The organism is Streptomyces sp. G-G2, assembly GCF_030063135.1.
In the GTDB taxonomy this organism is placed as follows: Bacteria; Actinomycetota; Actinomycetes; order Streptomycetales; family Streptomycetaceae; genus Streptomyces.
Map to the genome: position 1 here is coordinate 62486 of NZ_JASISO010000004.1, position 20240 is coordinate 82725.

The following is a 20240-nucleotide window of genomic DNA, read 5'->3' on the forward strand; positions in this document are numbered from 1 at the left end:
CTGGGTGTGCTGGCGGGCCTGGGTCGCCAGCGTGTACGCGATCTTCCTCGACGGTGCGGGGCGAGCCCGGGATGCGGATCGAGGTCCCTCTCTGCTCCCCCGCTCGGGCGGGCATGGCAAGTCGGTCGAGGCGTATCTGGAGGCGGCCGCGGCGCTGACCGCGTTCATCCTGGTCGGCCGCTGCTTCGAGGCACGGGCCGGGCGTTGGCGTACCTGGGCGCCGAAGACGTCACCTTGCCGCTCGACGGGCGTGGGGTACTGGTGCTGATCGAGGAATTGGCGGTGCTGCACCACGCGGCCGGCCAGCCCGACAACGCCCAGTTCCTTACGCGCAGCGGCGCGCCCGCTGGACCGACCGGATCAGCGCCCCCGCCATCGTCGTCGGCGGCCCCGCCGCACCCGGCCCGAAGTCCGACCAGGCACACGTCGGCACCGTCCTCTGCTTCAGCGCCCGCGTTGGCGGCTACGACTCCTGGATCAGGGACCTACCCCAGGACCGGATCATCGTGAGCCCCGCGTCCGTCTCCGGCCTGGAGAAACCCTCCGGCGCACCCTGGTGCCGCAACGGGTGTGAGGGCCGTGGCCTCGACTGCTACCTCCGGGTAGGTCCGTGATTCGGTTTCGGGCCGGGACGTGGCGGTCGGGCGGGGAGAGGGCTTGCGGCCCGTTTGGCGGGTTGGTCAGTGGACGACTCGGCCTGCGGCTCGGGGTTTCCCGCGGCTTCGGCCCTCGCTCGGTCGGCGAGTTCGCGGTGCCAGGCCGCGAACTCCTCGCGGGTGGCGGCCGCGGCCGGGGCATCGAGGCCGTATGCGGCGAACTGTCTGTCGGTGTGGTGCTGGACGCGGGCGAGGGCAGAAACGTACTCGTCGAGACTGGGTTCGGCCTCGTTCCGTGCGGTCAGTTCGAGCAGCCGAGCACGGGTGTAGCCGGCCTTCAGCAGCGCGTTGACGTCGATGGCGTCGCGGACTTCGGCGCGGCCGAAAAGAGCCCCGGTCTTGGCCGCGGCGAGGTCGTCGAGGTGGAGGACCGGGCCGAGGTCTGATTCGACGGGCGGGTGGTGCAGCAGGTCGCCGACCAGCTCCACCTTGGACTGCGAGCCGGAGTCGGGATCCGTGACGTGCAGGCGCGCGTACACCTGTGCCTGCTGGGTGACCTGGACCAGGTACCCGGCCGTCCGGTATGCCTCGACAAGGCGTGCGATCGCCTGCGGTAGCTCCCCCTCGGCGCGTCCGATCGGGGTGAACAGGCCGACGTCGTCACTGACGCGGCTGACGAGACGATGGGCCTGGACGGCGTATCCGCCCGCGAGCCGGTAGCCGAAGTCTTCGGCAAGCGCTTCCAGGCCGATGCGGATGAGGCGATGGTGCAGATCTTCCACTACGCGGCCGCCGCCTGCGAGCTCGCGAGCTCGGGGAAGCGGGACTCCCAGGCGGCTCTCGCCGGGCCGGGCAGGAACAGGGCCCGCCGGTGGCTCCGCAGCACGTCGGCATCGAGGTGGGAGTGCAGGTCCTCGGGCGTCTGCGCCTCGCGGATCACCCGCTCGTACATCAGCAGTACGTCGGCGTCGTCGGCCAGGTCGTATTCGTAATGCGGGCCCCAGTCCAGGTGCCGGGGCAGGATCACGAGGCCGCCCGCCGGCCCGCTCAGCTCCGCGAGCGAGCCAGGGTGTACGGCCGAAGCTGTGCGTACCTGCTGCTCATGATCACCAGCATGCCCGAAAACCAGGCCCCGTGTTACGCATCCCTGCGATGACGGCGCTCCTGGGAGCCCAGAGGCCCCACGCAGAGAGTCGGCGTGCGCTGTCTCGGCGGAGTACCGGGATCGGGCGTAGGACTCTCAGCCAGGCCGGCAAGGTTCTCCTTACGCCTTGCGGAGCCCGGGTGCCCCCTCTGCGCCTGACCGCTTCCAGGGCGGCATGGGTGCTGGGGGACGCAACGCGCGGGAGTCGGTGCGCAGCCCTCGCCGGGCTCCCGTTCACCCGGAACACAGGCAGGCGAGAAGCGTCAGCGCGCTGCGCATAACGCCCACTCTGCGCGTAACGCACATCGACAGCCTGTCCAATTTGCGCCGCGCAGGCCGCTGACCTGCGGTTTTCTTCCACATGTTTTTGCTGGATCTTATCCCGATGACCCATCATGTCGAGTGCGTCGCGATCCTTGAACCCGTTGGAAAGGGCCTCTGACCTGCGGGTTAGGGAAGTGTGCGTTATGTGCGGGGTGGGCGTTATGGGCGATATCTTGACGCAGATTTGACGCTCGTGACGCACGTTTGACGCACGCCCGACGCTTTTCCTGACAGGCCGTCAGTACAGAAAGCCGCCTGATACACCAGTGTGAAGTCCTGGTGTATCAGGCGGCTTTTCCATGCCCGTCATGCTCGACGAGGCTCAGACTCGGTCTGGCGTAACGACCCTCGGCCCGACTACGTACGGTGATGACCGGGGGTGGACTCTGGGCCATCCTGCGCACCGGAAATAGATCTGTCTGACTGCGTGTTGGGACTAGGTCTCTACTGAGGGGAGGGGTCGGGGCTGAAGTTGTTCAACACGAAGAGCGGCGTGACCGAGGTGGCGCCGCGGCTGGCTGAGGTTGAGGCCGATGTGCAGGACCTCGTCGAGGGGCACATGGAGACCATGTTCGGGGTCCGGTTCCTGGCGAGCGAGTACAGCACCGTCTCACGGAGGCAGGATCGATTCGCTGGGCATCGACGAGAACGGCGCACCGATGATCGTCGAGTACAAGCGCGGCACCGACGCGGGCGTGATCAACCAGGGCCTGTTCTACATGGCCTGGCTACTCGACCACCGGGATGTGTTCCGGCACCTGGTTCGCGACCGGCTGGGGGCCCACGCCGTGGCCCAGGTGCTGCGGAGCGTACCGCGGCTGATCTGCGTGGCCGGCGACTTCACCCGCTACGACATCTACGCCGTACGCGAGCACCGGCACGCCATCGACCTGGTCCACTACCGGTACTTCGGCAGCGAGCACGTCGGCCTTGAGACAGTGGCCTCCTTCGTCGGCCGTGCGGCGGCGCCGAAGTCTGGGAGCCGGAGCCGGGGTACAGCAAAGGTACAGCGGATCGCGGCGGATGCCGGGGCCATGGCGGAGCTGGCCGCAGAGGTCGACGAGGCCCTGCTTGGGTTCGGTGAGGACTTTACGAAGGTCTCGAACCCGACCTACACCGCCTATCGGCGCATGCAGAACTACGCATACCTACTCCCGCCGAAGAAAGCCAAGCTGCTGGTCTACCTGAAGGCCGACCCGGCGACGGTCGATCTCGTGCCCGGCTTCGCTCGCGATGTGACGGGGCTCGGGTATCACGGCACCGGCGTCCTGGAGTTGATGCTCCAGTCCGAACGCGACCTGGAGCGCGCCGCTGACTACTTCCGGAGAGCTACGCACGGGCGTGATCGCCCGGTGCTCGGGGGCAGGTCTACTTCTGCGACGGCGGCCACCGTGCCCGCGGCTTGAAGGTGGAGTTCACCGATATCCGGGCCATTCCAGACGGCCTCTGATCTGCTATTCGCCCGCGCTCGATGCGACCGACGATCCTGGGGACCCACAGGCAACGACCGTTGCCGGGTGACGTTGCCACCCCTCTTTCCATCAGACGACACGGAGCCTTCATCGACATCAATCGGTGAAGGCTCGACGGTTAGTATCGGCGTCAAGAAGCCATCTATTGCCAGAGTCGATTGCGGCTAGGCGGGAATAGTCCAAACAGGCTGCCATATTCGCCAGTGTCATCAGTGAAAGAAAAATCTGGCCCCGCGCCCTTAATGGCTGAATGGAGACGGCGCACCAACGTCGATGGACTTTCTAGGGGCACACAGAGGAGTTCGGCAATCCGGCGCTGTTTGATATTTAGCGCGGGAAGGCTCGTTAGCGTGTCGCGACAGAGAAAAGTCGTAGCCGATTCCATTGCGCTCAACTCCCCACTCGCAGAGTATTTTAGAGAGTCTCTCCAGTATGGAAACCCAACTATCAATGCGAGCGCGTCGCGCAAGTCGGTCGCAATAACCCCAGCATCACCCTCTGAGCTCGCATAGAGAACCGGGCGGGTGGATTCTGCAGCGCCACACAGGTAGAACATGCCACCCGTTAGATCTCCAGCAATTCCTTCAAGCGGAAGGTCGGACGTGAGTCGAGGGAATTCTCCGCCCGACTTGCGCCGGACATCAAATTCGAATACGTTTGCCATGAGAGTCGAAATCTCATGGTCTTCATTTATCTGATGCAACAAAATGGTGGGATCGTACATGTCGCGATTATAGCAGAGCGCATACAGGGCGCTCGCTGGGGGAATCGGATTTGACGACTTTGCCGGGGACTGCAGCCCAGGAAGTTATCCCGGCTGCAGCCCCCTGTAATGTTACACCATCCCTATCCCTCGATAATATGCGAGCAATTTGCGAATTCCTGGATTGAAGTAACGTGGGTCACCGTACTGGCGCTGGCCTATTCCACGCATATCCCAAATGTCTCGAGCAAGGACAGTGCGGAACGGCAAATTGCTCTCGGCTGCCTTCGTGGCACGCCCACGAGCTTTGTAAGTCCTCGTCAACGCATGATCTGCCTTCGTCATGACTATGGCCCCGCCCTCGTTCCTGGCCAGGTGTCCAAGACCATCTTGCGGCATGTGATGGGCTTCCAGTCCATCGCCCACTTGACCCGGATTAAGGTCTCCGAAACGACCTGCATCATTCACGGCTACGCACTTGTTGGCGTTGTGAACCAGAATTGGCGTGGTGCCCGCCAGCACGTAATACGTATGGGCGTCGGTGACGGTCAGGTTATGGACCGTTGCCTGCTGCTGCCACCGTTGGATATCCGTAACCTGGGCACGGGCTCCGGTCGAGGTCTGTACCTGCATTCCTGGCTGCAGTTCTATTGCGGTTATCCAGGCATCCAGGGCGGGAACCCAGAAGGGGTGGCCATCGGTGGCGGTGAGCTGTTCTTGGGTCTGCTCCCCCTGTTTCCGGGCGAGTGTCACCTTGACCAGCTTCTTCGCGCCTGTGCCGGTGATCGTGGCGGAGGCCGTTTGAACTGAGGTTTGTCCGGTTTTCGGGTCGGTGGCGAGTACCTTGTCGCCGACCTTGATATGGGAAATGGGTTTGTCGGTCCCGTCGGCCATCAGGACGGTGGTGCCGGGGAGGAAACTGTTAGGTGCCCCGCATGTGGTTGGTGTGGCTTTCGCCTGTTGGGCGGGGCGTTGTACCTGGGAGGGCCGCGGGCGGGGTTTTGCCGCTGCGCGAGGTTTTGCGCTGGGGCGTGTGCGGGCGGCGGCCTTGCGGGCTGCAGCCCGTTGGGCCTGCTCACGCTTGGCCGCAGCACGCTGGGCTTCAATACGCTTTCGGGCTGCTGCTGCCCGCATCGCTGCTTGTTTGGCGGCTCGCGCTTCAGCGGCTGCTTGCTTGGCGGCCGCGCGTTGGGCAGCGGCCAGTTCCTCGGCGGCTTTGCGTTCGGCGGCTATCCGCTCTTGCTCGCGGCGTAGTGCTTCTTCGCGTTCGCGCCTTTCGCGTTCGAGGCGTGCTGCTTCTTCGGCCTTTCTTCTGGCTTCTGCGATGCGGCGCTGGCGTTCGCGTTCTTGGGCTTCTTCCCATTTCCGCTGGAGCCACTGCTGGAGTGCGGAACCCAGCTCGTACCAATTCTCACCTCGGTCGTGGCCCCTCGGGCCGCCGCCACCGCCGCCCTTGCCGCCGTAGTAGAGGCCGTCGGGGTCGGAGAAGGTGGCTGGTGCGTTGTTGCTGTAGGCGTAGGGGTTCATCGTGCCGGACTGGCTGTAGTCGACGATGGGGTCGACGGAGATGAACCGTCCAGTGATCGGGTCGTACTCGCGGGCGCCGAGCCGGGTCAGGCCGGTGTCGCGGTCCTTGGTGCCGCCGACGAAGCCACGTTGTCCGGGCCAGGTGGAGGGCTGAGTGCCCCGCTCCTCCCCGAACGGCATGGACTTGCGACGCGTGACCCGCATGTCCGCGCCGGCCATGTCGATGCTGGTGTTGGAGGTGCCGTGGTGGTCGGCGACCATCATCTGGCGGCCGCCGCCGGTAGCGCGCACAGTGGTGGCGCCGTCCGGGTGCGCGTAGAAGCGTTCCGCGGTCTTGGTGACGCCGTCAGGCTTGACCGTCAGTTCCGCCTCGCCCAGGTAGAGCGTCTTGGAGCCGTCGGCACCCTTGCTGATGAGGCGGCTGCCGGATGCGTCGTAGAGGTATCCGGTGGTCTTGGTAGCGCCTCCTTCGACCGGTTCGGTGACCTTGCGGAGCTGGCCTTCGACGTCCCACTCCAGTGTCTGGGTGGTGCCGTTGACCTGGCGGGTGGTGGTGTTGCCGGACTTGTCGTAGGCGAATGTGCTGAGTTCTTCACCCTGAGGGCCGGTGGACTTCACCTGGGCCAGTGCGTTGGGACCGCCGACGCCGGTCTTTCCATAGGTGTACGCGCGGGTGACGTCCTTGGTGGTGTCACCGGCCGTGTCGTGTTCGGTGAGCTTGGTGCGGTTGCCCGCGGCGTCGAACTCGTAGGACTGCCAGTAGGCGTCGGTGCCGCCGACGGTGTCCTTGGAGGGGCCCGTCGTGCAGTCGTTGGTCTTGGCGGTCCAGGCTGAGCTCATCTGACGCAGCTGGTCGTAGACGAAGCACTGGGTGTCGGTCTTGCCGGTGTCCGGAGCGGCGCCGCCCGGGACGTCGTTGACCTTGGTGACGTTGCCGGCCTCGTCGTAGGAGTACTGGGTGTCGCTGATGCGTGCCGGTGCTACCGAGCGATCGAAGATCGACTGGGTTCTGCGGCGGGTGAACTCGTCGTAGACGTAGGTGCCGTAGACCTTTTTCCCTGCGACGCCGGCATCGGTGCGCAGGATCTCGCCGAAGGCGGAGTACTGGACGTCGTTGAGGTAAGAGGCTGCGCCGCGGATGGAGATGGGAAGGCCGTCGGAGTTGTACCAGAAGGTGACTCGTTCAGCTGCCAGGCCGCCCAGGCCGCCCAGGGCGGGGATGTCGGTTGACTGCAGTTTGCCGGTGGGGGTGTAGGCGGTGGTGTAGGTGTAGGTGCCGCCGAGTCCGGTTTCCTCGTTGGGGATGGTTGTTTTGGTGGTCAGGGGCCGGTAGGCGTTGTCGTACGCGGTGACTTCGTCGCGGTAGGCGAGCCCGTTGTCGTAGCGGATGGCCGCGGTGGGGAGTCCCTTGTAGAGGGTGTCGTAGGTCCATTCGACGCGCTTGGGACCGGTGGCGCTTCCCTCGCGTACCGATGTCTGCCGGCCTGCGGCGTCATAGGTGGGAACGAGGATGTTGCCCCGGGGGTCCTTGACCGCGATGACGTTGTCGGTCGCGTCGTAGGTGAGCTCGGTGCGGCCGCCGTCCGGATCGGTGGACGCGCTCTGGCGGCCGCGGCTGTCGTACTCGAAAGCGGTGACGGCGCCCCCAGGACCGGTGATCTTGGAGATCTGGTCGTGGGCGTTGTAGTCGAAGGTGGTGTCGCGCCATGCGCTGCGGTCCAGCTTGCTGTACTCGCGTGACGTGGCGACGCGGCCTTCTGCGTCCTCGAACCGGGTGGTGACCGTGGCGCCCGTGGGGGGCACGATCGTGGTGGTGTCACCGTCGCGTTCGACGGCGGTCCGGGTCCGTTCCGTTCCCCGTGCGTAGGTGATTGTGTGGGTGGACTGGGCCATCCCGTCGTAGAACGTTCTGACCTGGGAGGGGACCTCGTTGTCGCCTACCTGGAGGAGGACGGCTGCGGGCTCCTGGTCGTTGTAGTAGCCGTCGTTTTTCTTCCACGCGCGACCTGCGGAGTCGTAGAAGGTGTCGCTGACGATGCGGCCGGCGCCGACGGCCTCGTCCTGCGTCTGCCGCTTACGCAGCAGGCCGTCCATGATCTCGTAGGACACGGCGTACTCGCCGTTGTCCTTCAGCGTGCGGTGGGTGACGACGGCAGGCCCGTCGCGGCGCACGGTGTAGTCAAAGCTCGCGTTCGGCGTCTGCGTGGCTGGATCGCGGTCGATCTTCCAAGCCTTCAGCAGTCGGCCCAGCGGGTCGTACTGCAGTGTCGAGGACTTGCCGTTGGCGTCGGTGCTCTTGGCCGTCAGGCCTCGTACGCCGTCGAATTCGGTGGTCTCGGTGTGTCCCAGAGGGTCGGTGGTGACCGTCTTGACGGGGCGAGCCACGGTCGCGGGGGTGTTGGTGACGGTGGTCTTGCGGCCTTCACCGTCCCATGAGGCGGTTTCCCGGCCGTGGATGTCGTATTCGGTCTTGTCGATGGTCAGGTAGCCGGTGCCGTCGGCATTCTGCTCCTGGACTTCGGTGGCCAGGCCCTTGGTGGGCGCCGCGCCGAAGGCGAGTCCGTCGTAGAGGGTGCGGGTGTCCTTGACCACCTCGGCCCCGCTGGTGCCGCACGCGCCGAGTGTCGTCAGCTCGCGGGATTCCGATTCCAGCAGGAACACAGCGGTGTTGCGCGCGTAGCTGGTGGTGGAGCAGGTCTGCTTGCCGCTGGGTGTGGTCTCCTCGACCTGGGTCGGCAGACCGTAGGTGTCGTAGGAGGTCACCTGCTTGGAGGTCCGCCACGTCTCGCCCTTGATCCGCTTGCGGGTCACCACGGTTTCGGGGTTGCCCATCCAGGCCTGCAGTGGGGTAGTGCCCGTTCGCATGCGTTCGGCGGTCTTTACGGCCCAGGCAGTGGTGAGCGTGCTGGAGTCGACGGGTCCGCCGTCGGACTCGTAGGTAATCTTCTCGCGGAGCTGTCCCTGAAGGTGCGGCAGGTCGGGTACGGAACCGCCCTGTGTGTCCTGGATGGACGCCGTGCGGGTGCCGGTGGTCAGTTTGTCCCCGTGCATGCCGCGGAAGTACCGCTGTTCGGTCAGCTGGCCGGTATCGGAACCCGCACCACGACGGGTGCGGACCCTCTCGTAGCCGCGGTACTGGGACCAGGTGCGCTGCTTGGCCTCCGTGAACTCACGAGTGTCGTACGCCCAAGCCGGTGAGCCGAGAAACTCGTACGAGGTGGCTTTCCCTCTCTGAATACGTTCTGTGACGCGTGGGGCTCGCCTGGCCGGGGCGGTACGCGCTCCAGCCATGCAAGAACGGCTGCAAGTCGGCGGCGCGAGCTTCGGGAATGTCCGACAGGCGGATCGTTCCGTTGAGTGGGCTCAGGCGTTGCGCGTGGCCGTCAGCCCAAACGATCCATGCCTCGACTCCATCCCTCTCCGGTCCACCTGGCAGGGACTGTGCGTAGAGAGGGGCGTTGACGTACTAGGCCATGTCTTCAAATGGTTCTGATGGGGGATCATGTGGGGCATGGTGCGTCGTCATGAGTTGTCGGATCTGGAGTGGGAAGCGTTGTCCGGGCTGTTGCCGCGGTCGTCGTCGGGGCGGCCTCGGCTGGATGACCGGCGGGTGCTGAACGGGATCGTGTGGAAGCTTCGGACGGGTACGGCGTGGCGTGATGTGCCGGCACGGTACGGGTCTTGGCGGACTCTGTACACACGTTTCCGCAGGTGGGCGCTGGACGGGACGTTCACGCGGATGCTGGCCGCGGTCCAGGCGGAGAAGGACGCGGCCGGTGACATCGACTGGCTGGTGTCGGTCGACTCCACGGTCGCGCGTGCCCATCAGCATGCCGCCGGCGCCCGTAAAAAGGGGCAGGGCAGGGGGACGAAGTATGTGATCACGCCCTCGGTCGATCCCGAGGGGGACTGACCACAAAAATCCACCTCGCCTGCGACGGTCGCGGCCGGCCGCTCGGCTTCGTCCTCACCGGCGGCAACGCCGCCGACTGCACGCACTTCGAGGAGGTCATGGACACCATCAAGGTCCGCCGGGCCGGGCCCGGCCGGCCTCGGACCCGCCCTGACCATGTCCTGGCCGACAAGGGCTACAGCTCCCGCAAAATACGTGCCTACCTGCGTAAACGCGGGATCGGCCACACCATCCCCGAACGCCGCGACCAGCGCGCCAACCGATCCCGTCGAGGCCGCGGCGGAGGCAGGCCGTGCGCCTTCGACAGGCAGCTCTACAAGAAGCGCAACGTCGTCGAGCGCTGCTTCAACCGTCTCAAGCAGTTCCGCGCGATCGCCACTCGCTATGACAAAACCCGCGAATCCTATCAGGCAGCCGTCACCATCGCGTCCCTGTTCCTCTGGCTAAAACCCCTTTGAAGACACTGCCTAGGCCAGGCCCGCCGGAGGAGCGGTCGTACCGAGGGATCCTGACCCAGGAGTGCTTCTCTGCGTTCTACGGACCGTCCGGCCACGCGTTGTTCGCGGTATCGGGCAGTCAGGGGCCGCCGCGGTCGCGTTTGCGGCATGTCCTCGATGTCCGCTCGCGGGATCCGGTGTTGGCGAAAACCGCGTACAGCGCCTTCTTCCCCTACCGCTCTCCGCTCCCGGGACTGCTCCGGAGGAGGTGGCGCTCGACGGTGTCGACGAGCTCCTGTCCACCTGCGTCGCAACGACGAGTGCCTGGCCGCATCAGCCCGGCGCCTCGACTTCCACGCCTGCGAGGACGGTTCCTGGCGCCTTTCGCTCTCCGCCGACGGAGCGCGGACCGCCCCTCTCCCCGGACCCGGCATCATGTCGGCCACCGTTGTCGGCCAAGGCCCGGACGCGGCCGAGGCCTCCGCCCGGGGCACGGCCGGCGAGCTGGCCTCGGCCTCCGACCGTATTCCGATCAAATCCTCAAGCTCGAAGTCGACCGGCGGCTCTTAACCCAGCTCAGCGCCCGGGACTCGGATGAGTAGGCCGTGATGAACGGAAACAGCCGGGCCACGTCCTCGGCCGTTGTAACCAGCAGGCCCCAGAGAAGACGGCGCGCGCGGAAGCGCAGAAGGACAAGATGGCCTGCGCGCCCTTGGACGGGAGCGAGAGCTGACAGTGGCGGCGGCACCTGTAACACCCGCGAGCCCGGTGATGCGGACCGCCGTTCACGGAAGGGCGCCCGTACGGTCGGCTGGTTACGGGGCAGCCGGGGTGGGCGGGGTTGCCAGCGGTGCCGATGATGATCCTCCGACTGGGTGCAGGCCTGGTGTTGCCGTCTGCCACCCTTGACACCCGTGCGCCGGATAGGGCGCCGCGTCAGCGTCCAGGAGATCGTGTGGCAGGCAGGAACGTTCCGGAGGACTATCTCGAGGGTTACGCACGCATCCTGACAGAGGTGGGAGTCAACGGGCGCCGACTTACCCGGGGTGAGCTGGAGTCGCGTCGGGCCGTCGGGGAGCGGGCTGCTGAAGCGGGGTGTGGCCTGCGGGACTTGGTCCATGCGTATCTGTCGTTCACGCGCGCTGCCTGTTCGCATTTGCCCCGCGCGGCTCTCGATCATGTGCTGTCCGCCGTCGAGCAGGCGGTGGACGCGCTCGCCGAAGGGCATGAGCGGGCGCGGCTCGTCGCCGTACGGAATGAAGAGGCGGCCCGCAGGGAGTTCATTGACGATCTCCTGTACGGCCGCAGCGACCCGGGACACCTCGCCGAACGGGCGGAACGGTTCGGGCTGTTGCTTTCTCATACGCACGCGGTCGCGGTCGCTGAAGGACCGCAGGTGTATGACGACATCCACCCGGCGGTCCAGCGTGTGGAGCGGGCGCTGCTGGGACGGTTCGGGCACCGGCGGATCTTGCTGACCACCAAGGACGGACGCTTGATCTGTGTGGCGCCGGCCGACCAGGACGATGTGCTCATGTACTTCGCCAAGCAGGCGCACGCCGGCACAGACGGGGGCCGGGTGGCGATCGGCCGGCCCCACGCAGGCGCGGGTGGGGTCGTCCACTCCTACGAGGAGGCTCTCAACGCATTGGAGCTTGCCGTCCGCATGAACCTTGAGGACCCGGTGCTCCGCTCCGCCGATCTGCTCGTGTACCCGGTTTTGACGAGGGACCGGCAGGCTATGGCTGATCTGGTGTTGAGCACGCTCGGGCCCTTGACGCAGGCGCGGGGTGGAGCGGGCCCGATGCTGGAGACTCTGAGCGCGTACTTCGACTCGGGGTGCAACGCGACCGAGGCCGCGCGGCGGCTGAGTCTGAGTGTGCGGGCCCTCACCTACCGCTTGGAGCGTATCCAGCAGTTCACGGGCGCCAACCCTGCCGACCCGGCCCACCGCTACACGCTTCAGACCGCCGTCATCGGCGCCCGTCTATTCGACTGGCCCGCCAAGGAACTATGACGGTAGACCGAGGAATGGGACGTGGGATAACCGCTGTCGAAGGGCCCTCGGCAGTGGTCCCGGTGGCGGCCCCCGAGCTCTGGGGGAGTCAGTGTGGCTGCCGGGGTCCGGCATGATATGGCCGGTTTCGGAGCTCTATCCTGGATGCTTTCAGCAGAGAGGCCGCGATGTACGGCAACCCGCTCTACCGCGCTCTCGCCCTGGCTGCGGCGACGGTGCTCCTTGTGCCGCTGGCGGTCGGGATGCTCGCCGGCTGGACGGCGCTACGGCTGACCGCCCGGGCAGCCGTGCGTCTGTACGCGTGGGCGCTGCTGTGCGTCTATGCGCTGGCTCCACTCAACGCGGTCTCCCGCATGGCCAACGCGTCGCCGGCCGTGGTGAGCGCCTGCAGCCTTGCTGGCTTGGCCTTCGTCGCGGCGACGACGGTCCTGATCGTGCGTGCCGCCGGTGTGGCGCGCCGCGCGTCCGAAGCGAAGGGCTGGTGACGGACCGTGCGCGTCGCCGACGATCGCTGGGGCCACGGGTCTTCCCTTCCTGATCAACGGGCTGGCGATGGCCGCCGCCGAGGCCGGTCAGTGCGAACGCGGATAGAGATTCGTCAGGTGGGAGCACGCGCGAGTCGGCTACAAACCTCTTCGTCACCTTGGACGTGTAAGCCCCGTCTCCGTGCTTCTTCGCCCTTACCAGGGGCGGCCGTCCGCATCTGAAAGGGGAAGTCTGTTGGAGTGCCGCTCCTGCTTCCGTGAGGGTGGATCCATCGCTGTGTGGTGGGTCTTGCTGAGCCTGGTGCTGTGGTGTGGCGGGCATGTACGCCACCAGCCCGCCTCTCTGCTTGCCTGCACCGCTAGCGCCGCACTGTTGGTTGCCCTGGGTGAGATCAGCGCGTGGCTGAGATGTACGTGGCCCCCTCGCACCCGGGCTCGCGTCCCTCCGGGGTCTTGAGGCGCGCTGGTCGTCGCACGTCTGCTTACGTGGCCATGCGGTCCGCGGGCGGCCCCGGCACATTCAAACGGCATCGAGGTCTCGCCTCAGGGCGAGACCTCGATGCCGTGACCTGCACTGCTTCCCGTGGTCAGTCGGTGATGCTGATCTTCCCGTCGGACGAGACCGGGACGGGGTTCGACTGCGTCGTCGATGCGGTGAGGCTCTTGAGGAGCTGGGTGAAGTCGACACCGGTGGTGGAGCCCAGAAGTTCCATGCCCTGGGCCACGTTGTCGGAGACGGTGCGAGTGAGCTTGCTGGCGCCGTCGGTGGAGATGACGGTCAGCTTGTCGATGGCGGCGAGCGGTTCGGCGGCCTTGGCGACAACCTGGGGGAGGACGTCGACCAGCATCTGGACCATGGCGGCGTCGCCGTAGTTGGCGAAGGCATCGGCCTTCTTCTGCATCGCTTGCGCCTCGGCCGCGCCCTTGGCCGCGATGGCGGCGGCTTCCGCGTCGCCTTCCAGGCGCACGGCGTTCGCGATGGCGCCGCGGCGGGCGAGTTCGGCCTCGCCGCGCTTGACGCCCTCGATGGCCTCGGCCTCGGCGAGCGCGGAGCGGCGCTGCTTCTCTCCCTCACCGATGAGCCGGGCGCGCTCGGCTTCGGCCTGTGCGGCGGCGATGGCGGCCAGCCGCTCGGCTTCGGCCTGCTTGACCCGGGCCACCCGCAGGGCCTCCGCCTCCTGTTCCGCCTGGTAGCGGCGGGCGTCGGCGGGCTTGCGGACCTGGGTGTCGAGCTGGCGGTCGGTCAGAGCTGCCTGTCGCTCGGCGACCTTCTCCTGCTCGGCGAGGATCTGCTGCTGGCGGTCGGCGTCGGCCAGCGGACCTGCGGCGTTCGCCTGGGCGGTGGCCGCGTCGGTCTCGGCCTTGATCTCGGCCTGGCGCAGGTACAGGGTGCGCTGGGCGACCGCGATCTCTTCCTCGGCCTTGAGGCGGGCCTGTTCGGCGGCCTGGCGGGAGTTGGCCTCGGCGACGTCGGCTTCCTGCTTGGCCCGGGCGGCTTCGGGACGCCCGAGGTCCTCCAGGTAGGAACCCTCAGTGGTGATGTCCTGGATCTGGAAGGCGTCCAGGACCAGGCCCTGCCCGGACAGACTCGCCTCGGCCTCCTCCGCCACCTGCCCGGCGAAGGCGGCACGGTCGCGGATGATGTCCTCGACCGACATCCGGCCGACGATGGCGCGCAGGGCCCCCGAGAGCACTTCCTGGGTGAAGCCGACGATCCCGCCCTGCTGCTGGAGGAAACGCTGCGCGGCGGCGCGGATGGCGTCCTCATTGCCTCCCACCTTGACGATCGCGACGCCTTCGAGGTTCGCCTTGATGCCGCGCAGGGTGACCGCGCCGCGGACGGCGATCGGAATGTGGCGGCTGGAAAGATCGAGGGTGTAGCGCTGCTGCACGAAGGGGACGACGAAGACGCCGCCGCCGACCACGACCTTCTGGCCGCTGTTGTCGGTCGATATCTGTCCGGTCTCCGGGTCGGTGGACTTCTTGCCGCGTCGGCCCGTGATGATGAACGCCTCGCTGGGGCCGGCGACTTTGTAGCGGGTGACGACGACCAGGGCGAGCAGGACGACGAGTACGACCACTCCCGCGACCGCGATGACGACTGAACTCATGGTGGATCCCCCCTGCCTCCCGATGAGGAGGCAGATCGGTGATGAATGTACGGAGACGGAAGACCAGTCAGCGTTCGACGGGCCGCACGCTGACGGAGGTCGAGGACGGCGTCGCCGTCACCCACACTTCGGTGCCACGGGCCACCGGGCCCTCGGCGATCGCCGCGTACTTGACCGGCTGGCCGCCCAGGCGCAGCAGGACCTCGCCGTAGCCAGCCGTCGGAATGGCGGTGACCACGGTCCCCGGCGAACCGAGCAGCTCGCTCCGTCGCGGGGCGGCTCCGCTGCTGTCCCGGGCGAGGGCGCGGCTGAACCGGTACGTCAGCCAGCCAGCAGCCGCCCCGGCGACGGCCCCCGCGGCGGCTGCCGCTCCCGGCCCGAGACCTGTGGTCCCGAGGATGATCGCCCCCGTGAAACCGAGCATCGAGACGAAGCCCGCGATCACCGGAAGCGACAGCCATCCGTCGAACAGTCCGTCCAAGGCGCCCTCGAAGACACCTTCGAGTACCCCGTCGAACACCAGCGAGCCGACCAGCAGAACAATTCCCCCGATGCCGAGACTCAGAAACAAGTCCATGAGCACCTCCCCTGCTTGGCGGCGTTTTCGCCGGACAACGACATCCTGTCAGCGCGGCCCACGAGCGCACATTGCCTGCCTTCGGCAATCTTTACGCTGCTTTAACGCACCAGGGACGGCAGACTACCCCGCCGGTCGGCTCCGTCCTGCCGCCGCACTCAGGCTCCTGGGGTCAACGGGAAGCCGGAAGAAGAACTCGGGCCATTGCCGCGGATCCCGTACGGCCCGACCGGTCAGTGCCGACTACCGCTCCTCCGGCTCGGGTGGCGGCCCAGGAGTTCGGCAAGGCCCTGACGGGTAGCGGCCAGAACAACCCGGTCCCGTGCGCTCAGCACGTATCCAGGGTGCAGCTCCCAGACCAGACCCGCGGTCCTCGCACCCTGTTCGCCGGGGGAGGAGGACAGGTCTGGCAGCCGGTCACCGGGAGCGGCGCTGTCCAGAGCGATTACCCGCCAGGCCCCGGGGCGGAATGACTCGGCGATGGTGCGGCCTTCCAGCTGGGGGTGGCCGGCCACTTCCACCGCGGCGAACAGCAGGACGCGGCGTTCCACGGGAATGGCGCCCAACACCTGGCGGCCCATCATCGCTCCGGCGAAGGCCGGTGCGGCAAGGTGGGTCACGCTGCGGCTACGGGTGAGCGCGCCCGGGTGGGCGGCGCGCAGCGTGCGGTAGACGGCGGTTGCGAAGTCGTCGTCGAACAGCCGCATCGTGACCCGCACATCTGGCTTCACCGACCGGGCGCACAGTACGGCCTCCAGATTCGTGGTATCAGAGCTGGTCAGCGCCAGTAGGGAGTGAGCCCGGCTGATCCGGGCCGCCTCCAGGACCCCCTCGTCGGTCACATCGCCGATGACGACAGGGACGTGCAGACGCCGGGCTAGCGCGAGACCGCGCGCGAGGGGGTCGGACTCGACACACACAACCGGAATCCTCAGCTCGTGCAGCCGCACCAGCACTCGGGCGCCGATCTTCCCCAGGCCGAGAAGCACGACATGCCCGGACAGGCCGCGCGGCGGCCGGCGCAACACCGTGGCCGTACGGAAGGCACCCAGCGCCTCCAGCGCAGCCGCGACCAGCACCGGCAAAAGGAGCAAGCCGACGAACCCCCCCGAGAATCTGCAGGACCTGCTGCTCACGTGGTTCGTCCAGCGCCGGATCATTGATCGCGAAAATATCCAGGAGTGTCAGATACGCCGCATGCAGCGGCGGCTCGCCGGTCACCAGCGACGACGCCACCGCGAGCGCGGTGACCGCGGCCACGATCCCAGCCAGCGACCACCACAGGCGGCGCGAGAACAGCGATCCCACCGGCAGCGAGACCTGACCCAATCGCCTGCCCGCAGGCGAGGGTGCCGCATACGTGACCGCTTCCAAGGCGACGATCGCCCGCCCCGTCGCAGCCCGCACGTCCCGCTCATCGGGCAGCAGCTGCGGCCCCCTGTCGCCACTGTGCTCAGAGCCCTCACTGCCCGCCGGATCACTGCTCGTGGCCGACAGCAGTGCCAGCGTGCACAGCCCTGGATCAGCGACCTCACCCCGCCCGGGGGCCGCGCGTTCCACCGCCCGCAGCAGCAGCCCGTCGGCCTGAACGACTTTGCGCGTGCTGGTAACAGCCGACGCCACGAGGGCCGGAGCCGCCGTATCCGCGTCCGAGAGCACCGTGGTGGAAGAGTCCAGCTCCCGCAAGTCGATACCGGGCTCCGCCACGATCGCAGCCTGGTCCAGAAGCTCCTCCAGATACTGGCCGAGCTTGCGGTTGTAGAGCCGGATCACCAGCCGCAGCCTGGGATTAAGCCGCCGCGCCACCAGAGCCGCCCGCACATTGGTCTCGTCATCCTCATAGACCAGCGCCAGCGCCTCCGCGCCCCCTACCCCCGCGCCGGTCAGCGTTTGTTCATCCGGCTCGTCGGCCTCCAGCAGACGCACCCCCGCCGAGGCGGCTCGCACCCCCGCACGCTCCCACGCCACCGGCACCCGGCCCCACAAACCCCTCCCCGCCCCGGGACGCCCCCAGGCACCGGGCCGCACCCCACCGGCCGGCGGAACCACAAGAGTGACCTGCTCCTGATACACATCGCACAACTCGGCGGCCAGCCGACGGGCCAGCCCGTCATCACCACATACGACCATCCGGCGCGCACTGTCCGGCTGCTGAGGAAATGCGGGGATCGAAGACACGCGCCCCAGGATGCCGTGCCCAACCAGAAATGGAGTCGCTGCGCACCTCGATCATGCCCAGCCAGGTGAAACGGCGTACCGGCAACCGGGGCCCGCGAGCGTTGGCGGCAACCGGCGTCATAGTCTGGGCCCTTGATCATTATCGTTGGCACGCTTGCATGGGGGTCCGGTGTCTTTTGGCAAGGAATGGGCGGAGATGAAGTCTGCCGCGTCCGATCGGCAGACGGCGATGCGCCTCAATCAGGTTGAGCCCGGCGGCGGGGGGCCCGGGCCGCAGGGAGACCTGAAGGTGGATGACCAGGACCTCGCGGCCGTGGGTGACGCGGCGTTCAAGCTCCACCAACGCCTGGGCAAGGACGGTGATCACGCCACGGCAAGTACGCGTGAGGCGGCCGGGACCCTGAAGCAGGACTTCACTCTGGGCGCCGCGTTGACGGCCGTGGCGGACAAGTGGCACGACCAGGTGGGCACGCTGCGCGATGCCTGCGGCCACATATCGAACCACCTCGACTACACGCAGAAGGCACACGCCGGCGACGAACACTTTCTCGCGACGCAGATCAAGTATGCCCAGTTGGACAAGGGCTTCGAGGAGAGGGCCCAGAACTGATGAATCTGAACGCACTGCGCTCCGCCGATTTCTCCAAGCTGGCCACCGCGGTCGGCGATTGGACCGCGATGGCGACGAAACTGTGGGATCTGGAGCACGACGCCCGCGGTGATCTCGGCGGGAAGGCGGCGAAGGCCAACTGGGACGGAGTGAACGCCACTGTCACACGGGAGTTCATCACCAAGACCACCAAGGAGTTCGCCGACGCCGCGACCGAGGCCACCAGCATCGGGAACATCCTGCGCGACACCCACGGCGAACTCGTCGACTACAAGGCCAGACTCAATGAGGCCATCCGGCGCGCTCTGGAGAAGAACCTGACCGTCACAGAGACGGGCAATGGCGGCTTCACCGTCACCATGAACGTCCACCCCGACCGCGCCGCCAAGGGGCACGCCGTGCCCGAGCACACCGAGGCCGACGCGATCGCGCTGCGCGATGAAGTACAGCGGATCCTGGAAGGAGCGACCGAAAGCGACAGCACGGCGGCCAAGGCCCTGACCATGCTGGTCAGCCAGACGCCTTACGGCTTCTCGGATGCCGCCTATGACGACCGCGACCGTGCCGCGGACGCGATGAAGGACGCAGAGCGGATCGCGAAGCTCCTCAAGAACAAGGGAGACGACATGTCTCCCGAGGAGTTCGACCAGCTCAACAAGGACCTGGCCAAATACAAGGACGACCGCCTCTTCCAGGAGACCCTCGCCACCAGCATCGGCCCGCGCGGCCTCCTCGACTTCTGGGCCGACCTGGCCGACCCCTCCGACGGCGGCACCCTGCAACGCTCGCGTCACGACCAGTTCGGTGACTTCCAGCGCAACCTCTCCCTGACCCTGGCCGGCGCCACCCAGTCCGACAGCCCCGCCATGCGCGCCTGGGAGAACGACATGGTCAACCTCGGCGGGGAGCGCATCCAGACCCGCGGCAGCCAGGTCTACGGCTACCAGGTAATGAGCAACCTCATGCGCAACGGCGACTGGGACAACCGGTTCCTCAACGACTACGGCAACGCGCTCGTCGCCACCGAGAAGAAAATGAAGCTCCCGGCCAACTACTGGAACGGCGGCATCCCGCCGGTGCCCAAGATGAACTTCATCGGCGAGGACTTCGGCCGCGACCCCATGACCGGCTTCATGACCGCCCTGGCGGCCAGCCCCAACGCGGCCACGGAATTCTTCAACGCCACCCAGCCCACCGACAACGCCCAGTACGTCCTGGGCGACCGGCAGACCTTCGACGACACCCCGTTGAACAGCAAGGACGGCAACTCCTCCCGCGATGCCACCGGCGCGGCCCTGGTCGCGGCCGCCACAGGCGTCGACCCCAACAACGTCACCGCCCGCCCGGACGACCTCACCCCCGAACACCGCCAAGTCCTGGACAGGTCCATGAAGTACCTCGCCGAGCGCGGTGACGACTTCCCGCCCGAGATGCGCGACGACATGGCGAAGATCCTCTCCACCCACAGCGACGTCGTGCATCACTCGGCCAGCGCCATGTCGGACAACCCCAATGACCCCAGGCTGCTGAACCGCGGGGACCTGCTGGAAGTCAGCAAGCAGCTTTCACGCGACCAGAACGCGTACGGCATGCTCAACGAGGCCATGAACCGGGAAATGATCCAGGACATCCACAGCGATCACCCTGGGGACCCGAAGGAAACCTTGCAGCGGGCGGGCAATACGGTCGGCTTCCTCGAAGAGGCCCGATACCAGGCCCTCAAGACCGACAAGGACGACCCCTCCTGGGATGCCAAGTGGGGCTATCACGGCTTCGGAGCTGCCGCCAACTTCATCCCCGTCGTGGGCGACGTCGCGCAGCGGGGCGTGGACGCACTCGCATACCAGTGGCAGCTCGACGAGCAGGCGCGCGTCGAAAAGGGCTTCCAGGAGAACAACAGGGACGTCTTTGTCCTCCGCGAGCACCAGTTGAAGGCCCTGTCCGAGGAGTGGGACAAGACCAATCCCGGCCACTCCAATGACGCGTACACCCTGGAGAACGAGATCAACCTTGCAGCAATGAACGGAAACAAGCGTGCCCAGGGCCTGGCGGGTGCCCAGTGAGGCGCCACACGGCAGCGGTCGCCGTCACGGCTGTCCTGCTCGCAGTGGCAGGGTGCTCCAAGCCCGCCCAGTACGCGATGCCG

The 20240-nt window shown here is 66.9% G+C and carries 11 protein-coding genes and 2 pseudogenes; 6 read left to right on the top strand and 7 right to left on the bottom strand.

Annotated features, from left to right (window positions below; genetic code table 11):
• Positions 1 to 592: 592 nt before the first annotated feature.
• Entirely contained in the window at positions 593 to 1378 is a 786-nt protein-coding gene (locus QMF80_RS04700; RefSeq protein WP_283449724.1) for a nucleotidyl transferase AbiEii/AbiGii toxin family protein, read from the bottom strand.
• Positions 1378 to 1623, bottom strand: a complete 246-nt coding sequence (locus QMF80_RS04705) for a hypothetical protein (protein ID WP_283449726.1) — start codon at positions 1621 to 1623, stop codon at positions 1378 to 1380. The genes QMF80_RS04700 and QMF80_RS04705 overlap by 1 nt, the downstream gene beginning before the upstream one ends.
• 934 nt (positions 1624 to 2557) lie before the next feature.
• Between QMF80_RS04705 and QMF80_RS04710 the strand changes: the two are divergent.
• Positions 2558 to 3389 (top strand): annotated as a pseudogene (locus QMF80_RS04710) (hypothetical protein); the annotation flags it as partial.
• Between the two features lie 289 nt (positions 3390 to 3678).
• Here QMF80_RS04710 and QMF80_RS04715 read toward each other — a convergent pair.
• Positions 3679 to 4260 carry a hypothetical protein gene (locus QMF80_RS04715; protein WP_283449727.1) on the bottom strand — a complete coding sequence of 194 codons (582 nt, stop codon included), beginning with the start codon at positions 4258 to 4260 and terminating at the stop codon, positions 3679 to 3681.
• Between the two features lie 111 nt (positions 4261 to 4371).
• Positions 4372 to 8817: a polymorphic toxin-type HINT domain-containing protein gene (locus QMF80_RS04720; RefSeq protein ID WP_283449729.1), complete on the bottom strand. Its 4446-nt coding sequence runs from the start codon at positions 8815 to 8817 to the stop codon at positions 4372 to 4374.
• A gap of 460 nt (positions 8818 to 9277) precedes the next feature.
• Between QMF80_RS04720 and QMF80_RS04725 the strand changes: the two genes are divergently transcribed.
• The 3 genes from QMF80_RS04725 to QMF80_RS04735 all read left to right on the top strand — a co-directional run bounded on the left by QMF80_RS04725 (position 9278) and on the right by QMF80_RS04735 (position 12618).
• A protein-coding gene (locus tag QMF80_RS04725; protein WP_283449731.1) for an IS5 family transposase occupies positions 9278 to 10137 on the top strand; the annotation gives its coding sequence in 2 pieces (ribosomal slippage) (positions 9278 to 9626 and positions 9626 to 10137; 861 coding nt in all).
• A gap of 934 nt (positions 10138 to 11071) precedes the next feature.
• Positions 11072 to 12133, top strand: a complete 1062-nt coding sequence (locus tag QMF80_RS04730) for a PucR family transcriptional regulator (RefSeq protein WP_283449733.1) — start codon at positions 11072 to 11074, stop codon at positions 12131 to 12133.
• A 167-nt stretch (positions 12134 to 12300) separates the two neighbouring features.
• Positions 12301 to 12618 carry a hypothetical protein gene (locus tag QMF80_RS04735; RefSeq protein ID WP_283449735.1) on the top strand — a complete coding sequence of 106 codons (318 nt, stop codon included), beginning with the start codon at positions 12301 to 12303 and terminating at the stop codon, positions 12616 to 12618.
• A gap of 587 nt (positions 12619 to 13205) precedes the next feature.
• Here the strand turns inward: QMF80_RS04735 and QMF80_RS04740 are convergent.
• From QMF80_RS04740 to QMF80_RS04750, 3 genes and pseudogenes are all read right to left on the bottom strand, one after another.
• Positions 13206 to 14729, bottom strand: a complete 1524-nt coding sequence (locus QMF80_RS04740) for a flotillin family protein (RefSeq protein ID WP_283449737.1) — start codon at positions 14727 to 14729, stop codon at positions 13206 to 13208.
• A gap of 67 nt (positions 14730 to 14796) precedes the next feature.
• Entirely contained in the window at positions 14797 to 15306 is a 510-nt protein-coding gene (locus QMF80_RS04745; protein WP_283449739.1) for an NfeD C-terminal domain-containing protein, read from the bottom strand.
• A 233-nt stretch (positions 15307 to 15539) separates the two neighbouring features.
• Positions 15540 to 17436: pseudogene (locus tag QMF80_RS04750) on the bottom strand (NAD-binding protein).
• A 217-nt stretch (positions 17437 to 17653) separates the two neighbouring features.
• Here QMF80_RS04750 and QMF80_RS04755 point away from each other — a divergent pair.
• Together QMF80_RS04755 and QMF80_RS04760 are read left to right on the top strand one after the other, a co-directional pair.
• Complete coding sequence (locus QMF80_RS04755) at positions 17654 to 18094, top strand: hypothetical protein (RefSeq protein ID WP_283449742.1); 441 nt, start codon at positions 17654 to 17656, stop codon at positions 18092 to 18094.
• Positions 18094 to 20157 carry a DUF6571 family protein gene (locus tag QMF80_RS04760; protein WP_283449744.1) on the top strand — a complete coding sequence of 688 codons (2064 nt, stop codon included), beginning with the start codon at positions 18094 to 18096 and terminating at the stop codon, positions 20155 to 20157. The genes QMF80_RS04755 and QMF80_RS04760 overlap by 1 nt, the downstream gene beginning before the upstream one ends.
• Positions 20158 to 20240 lie beyond the last annotated feature (83 nt).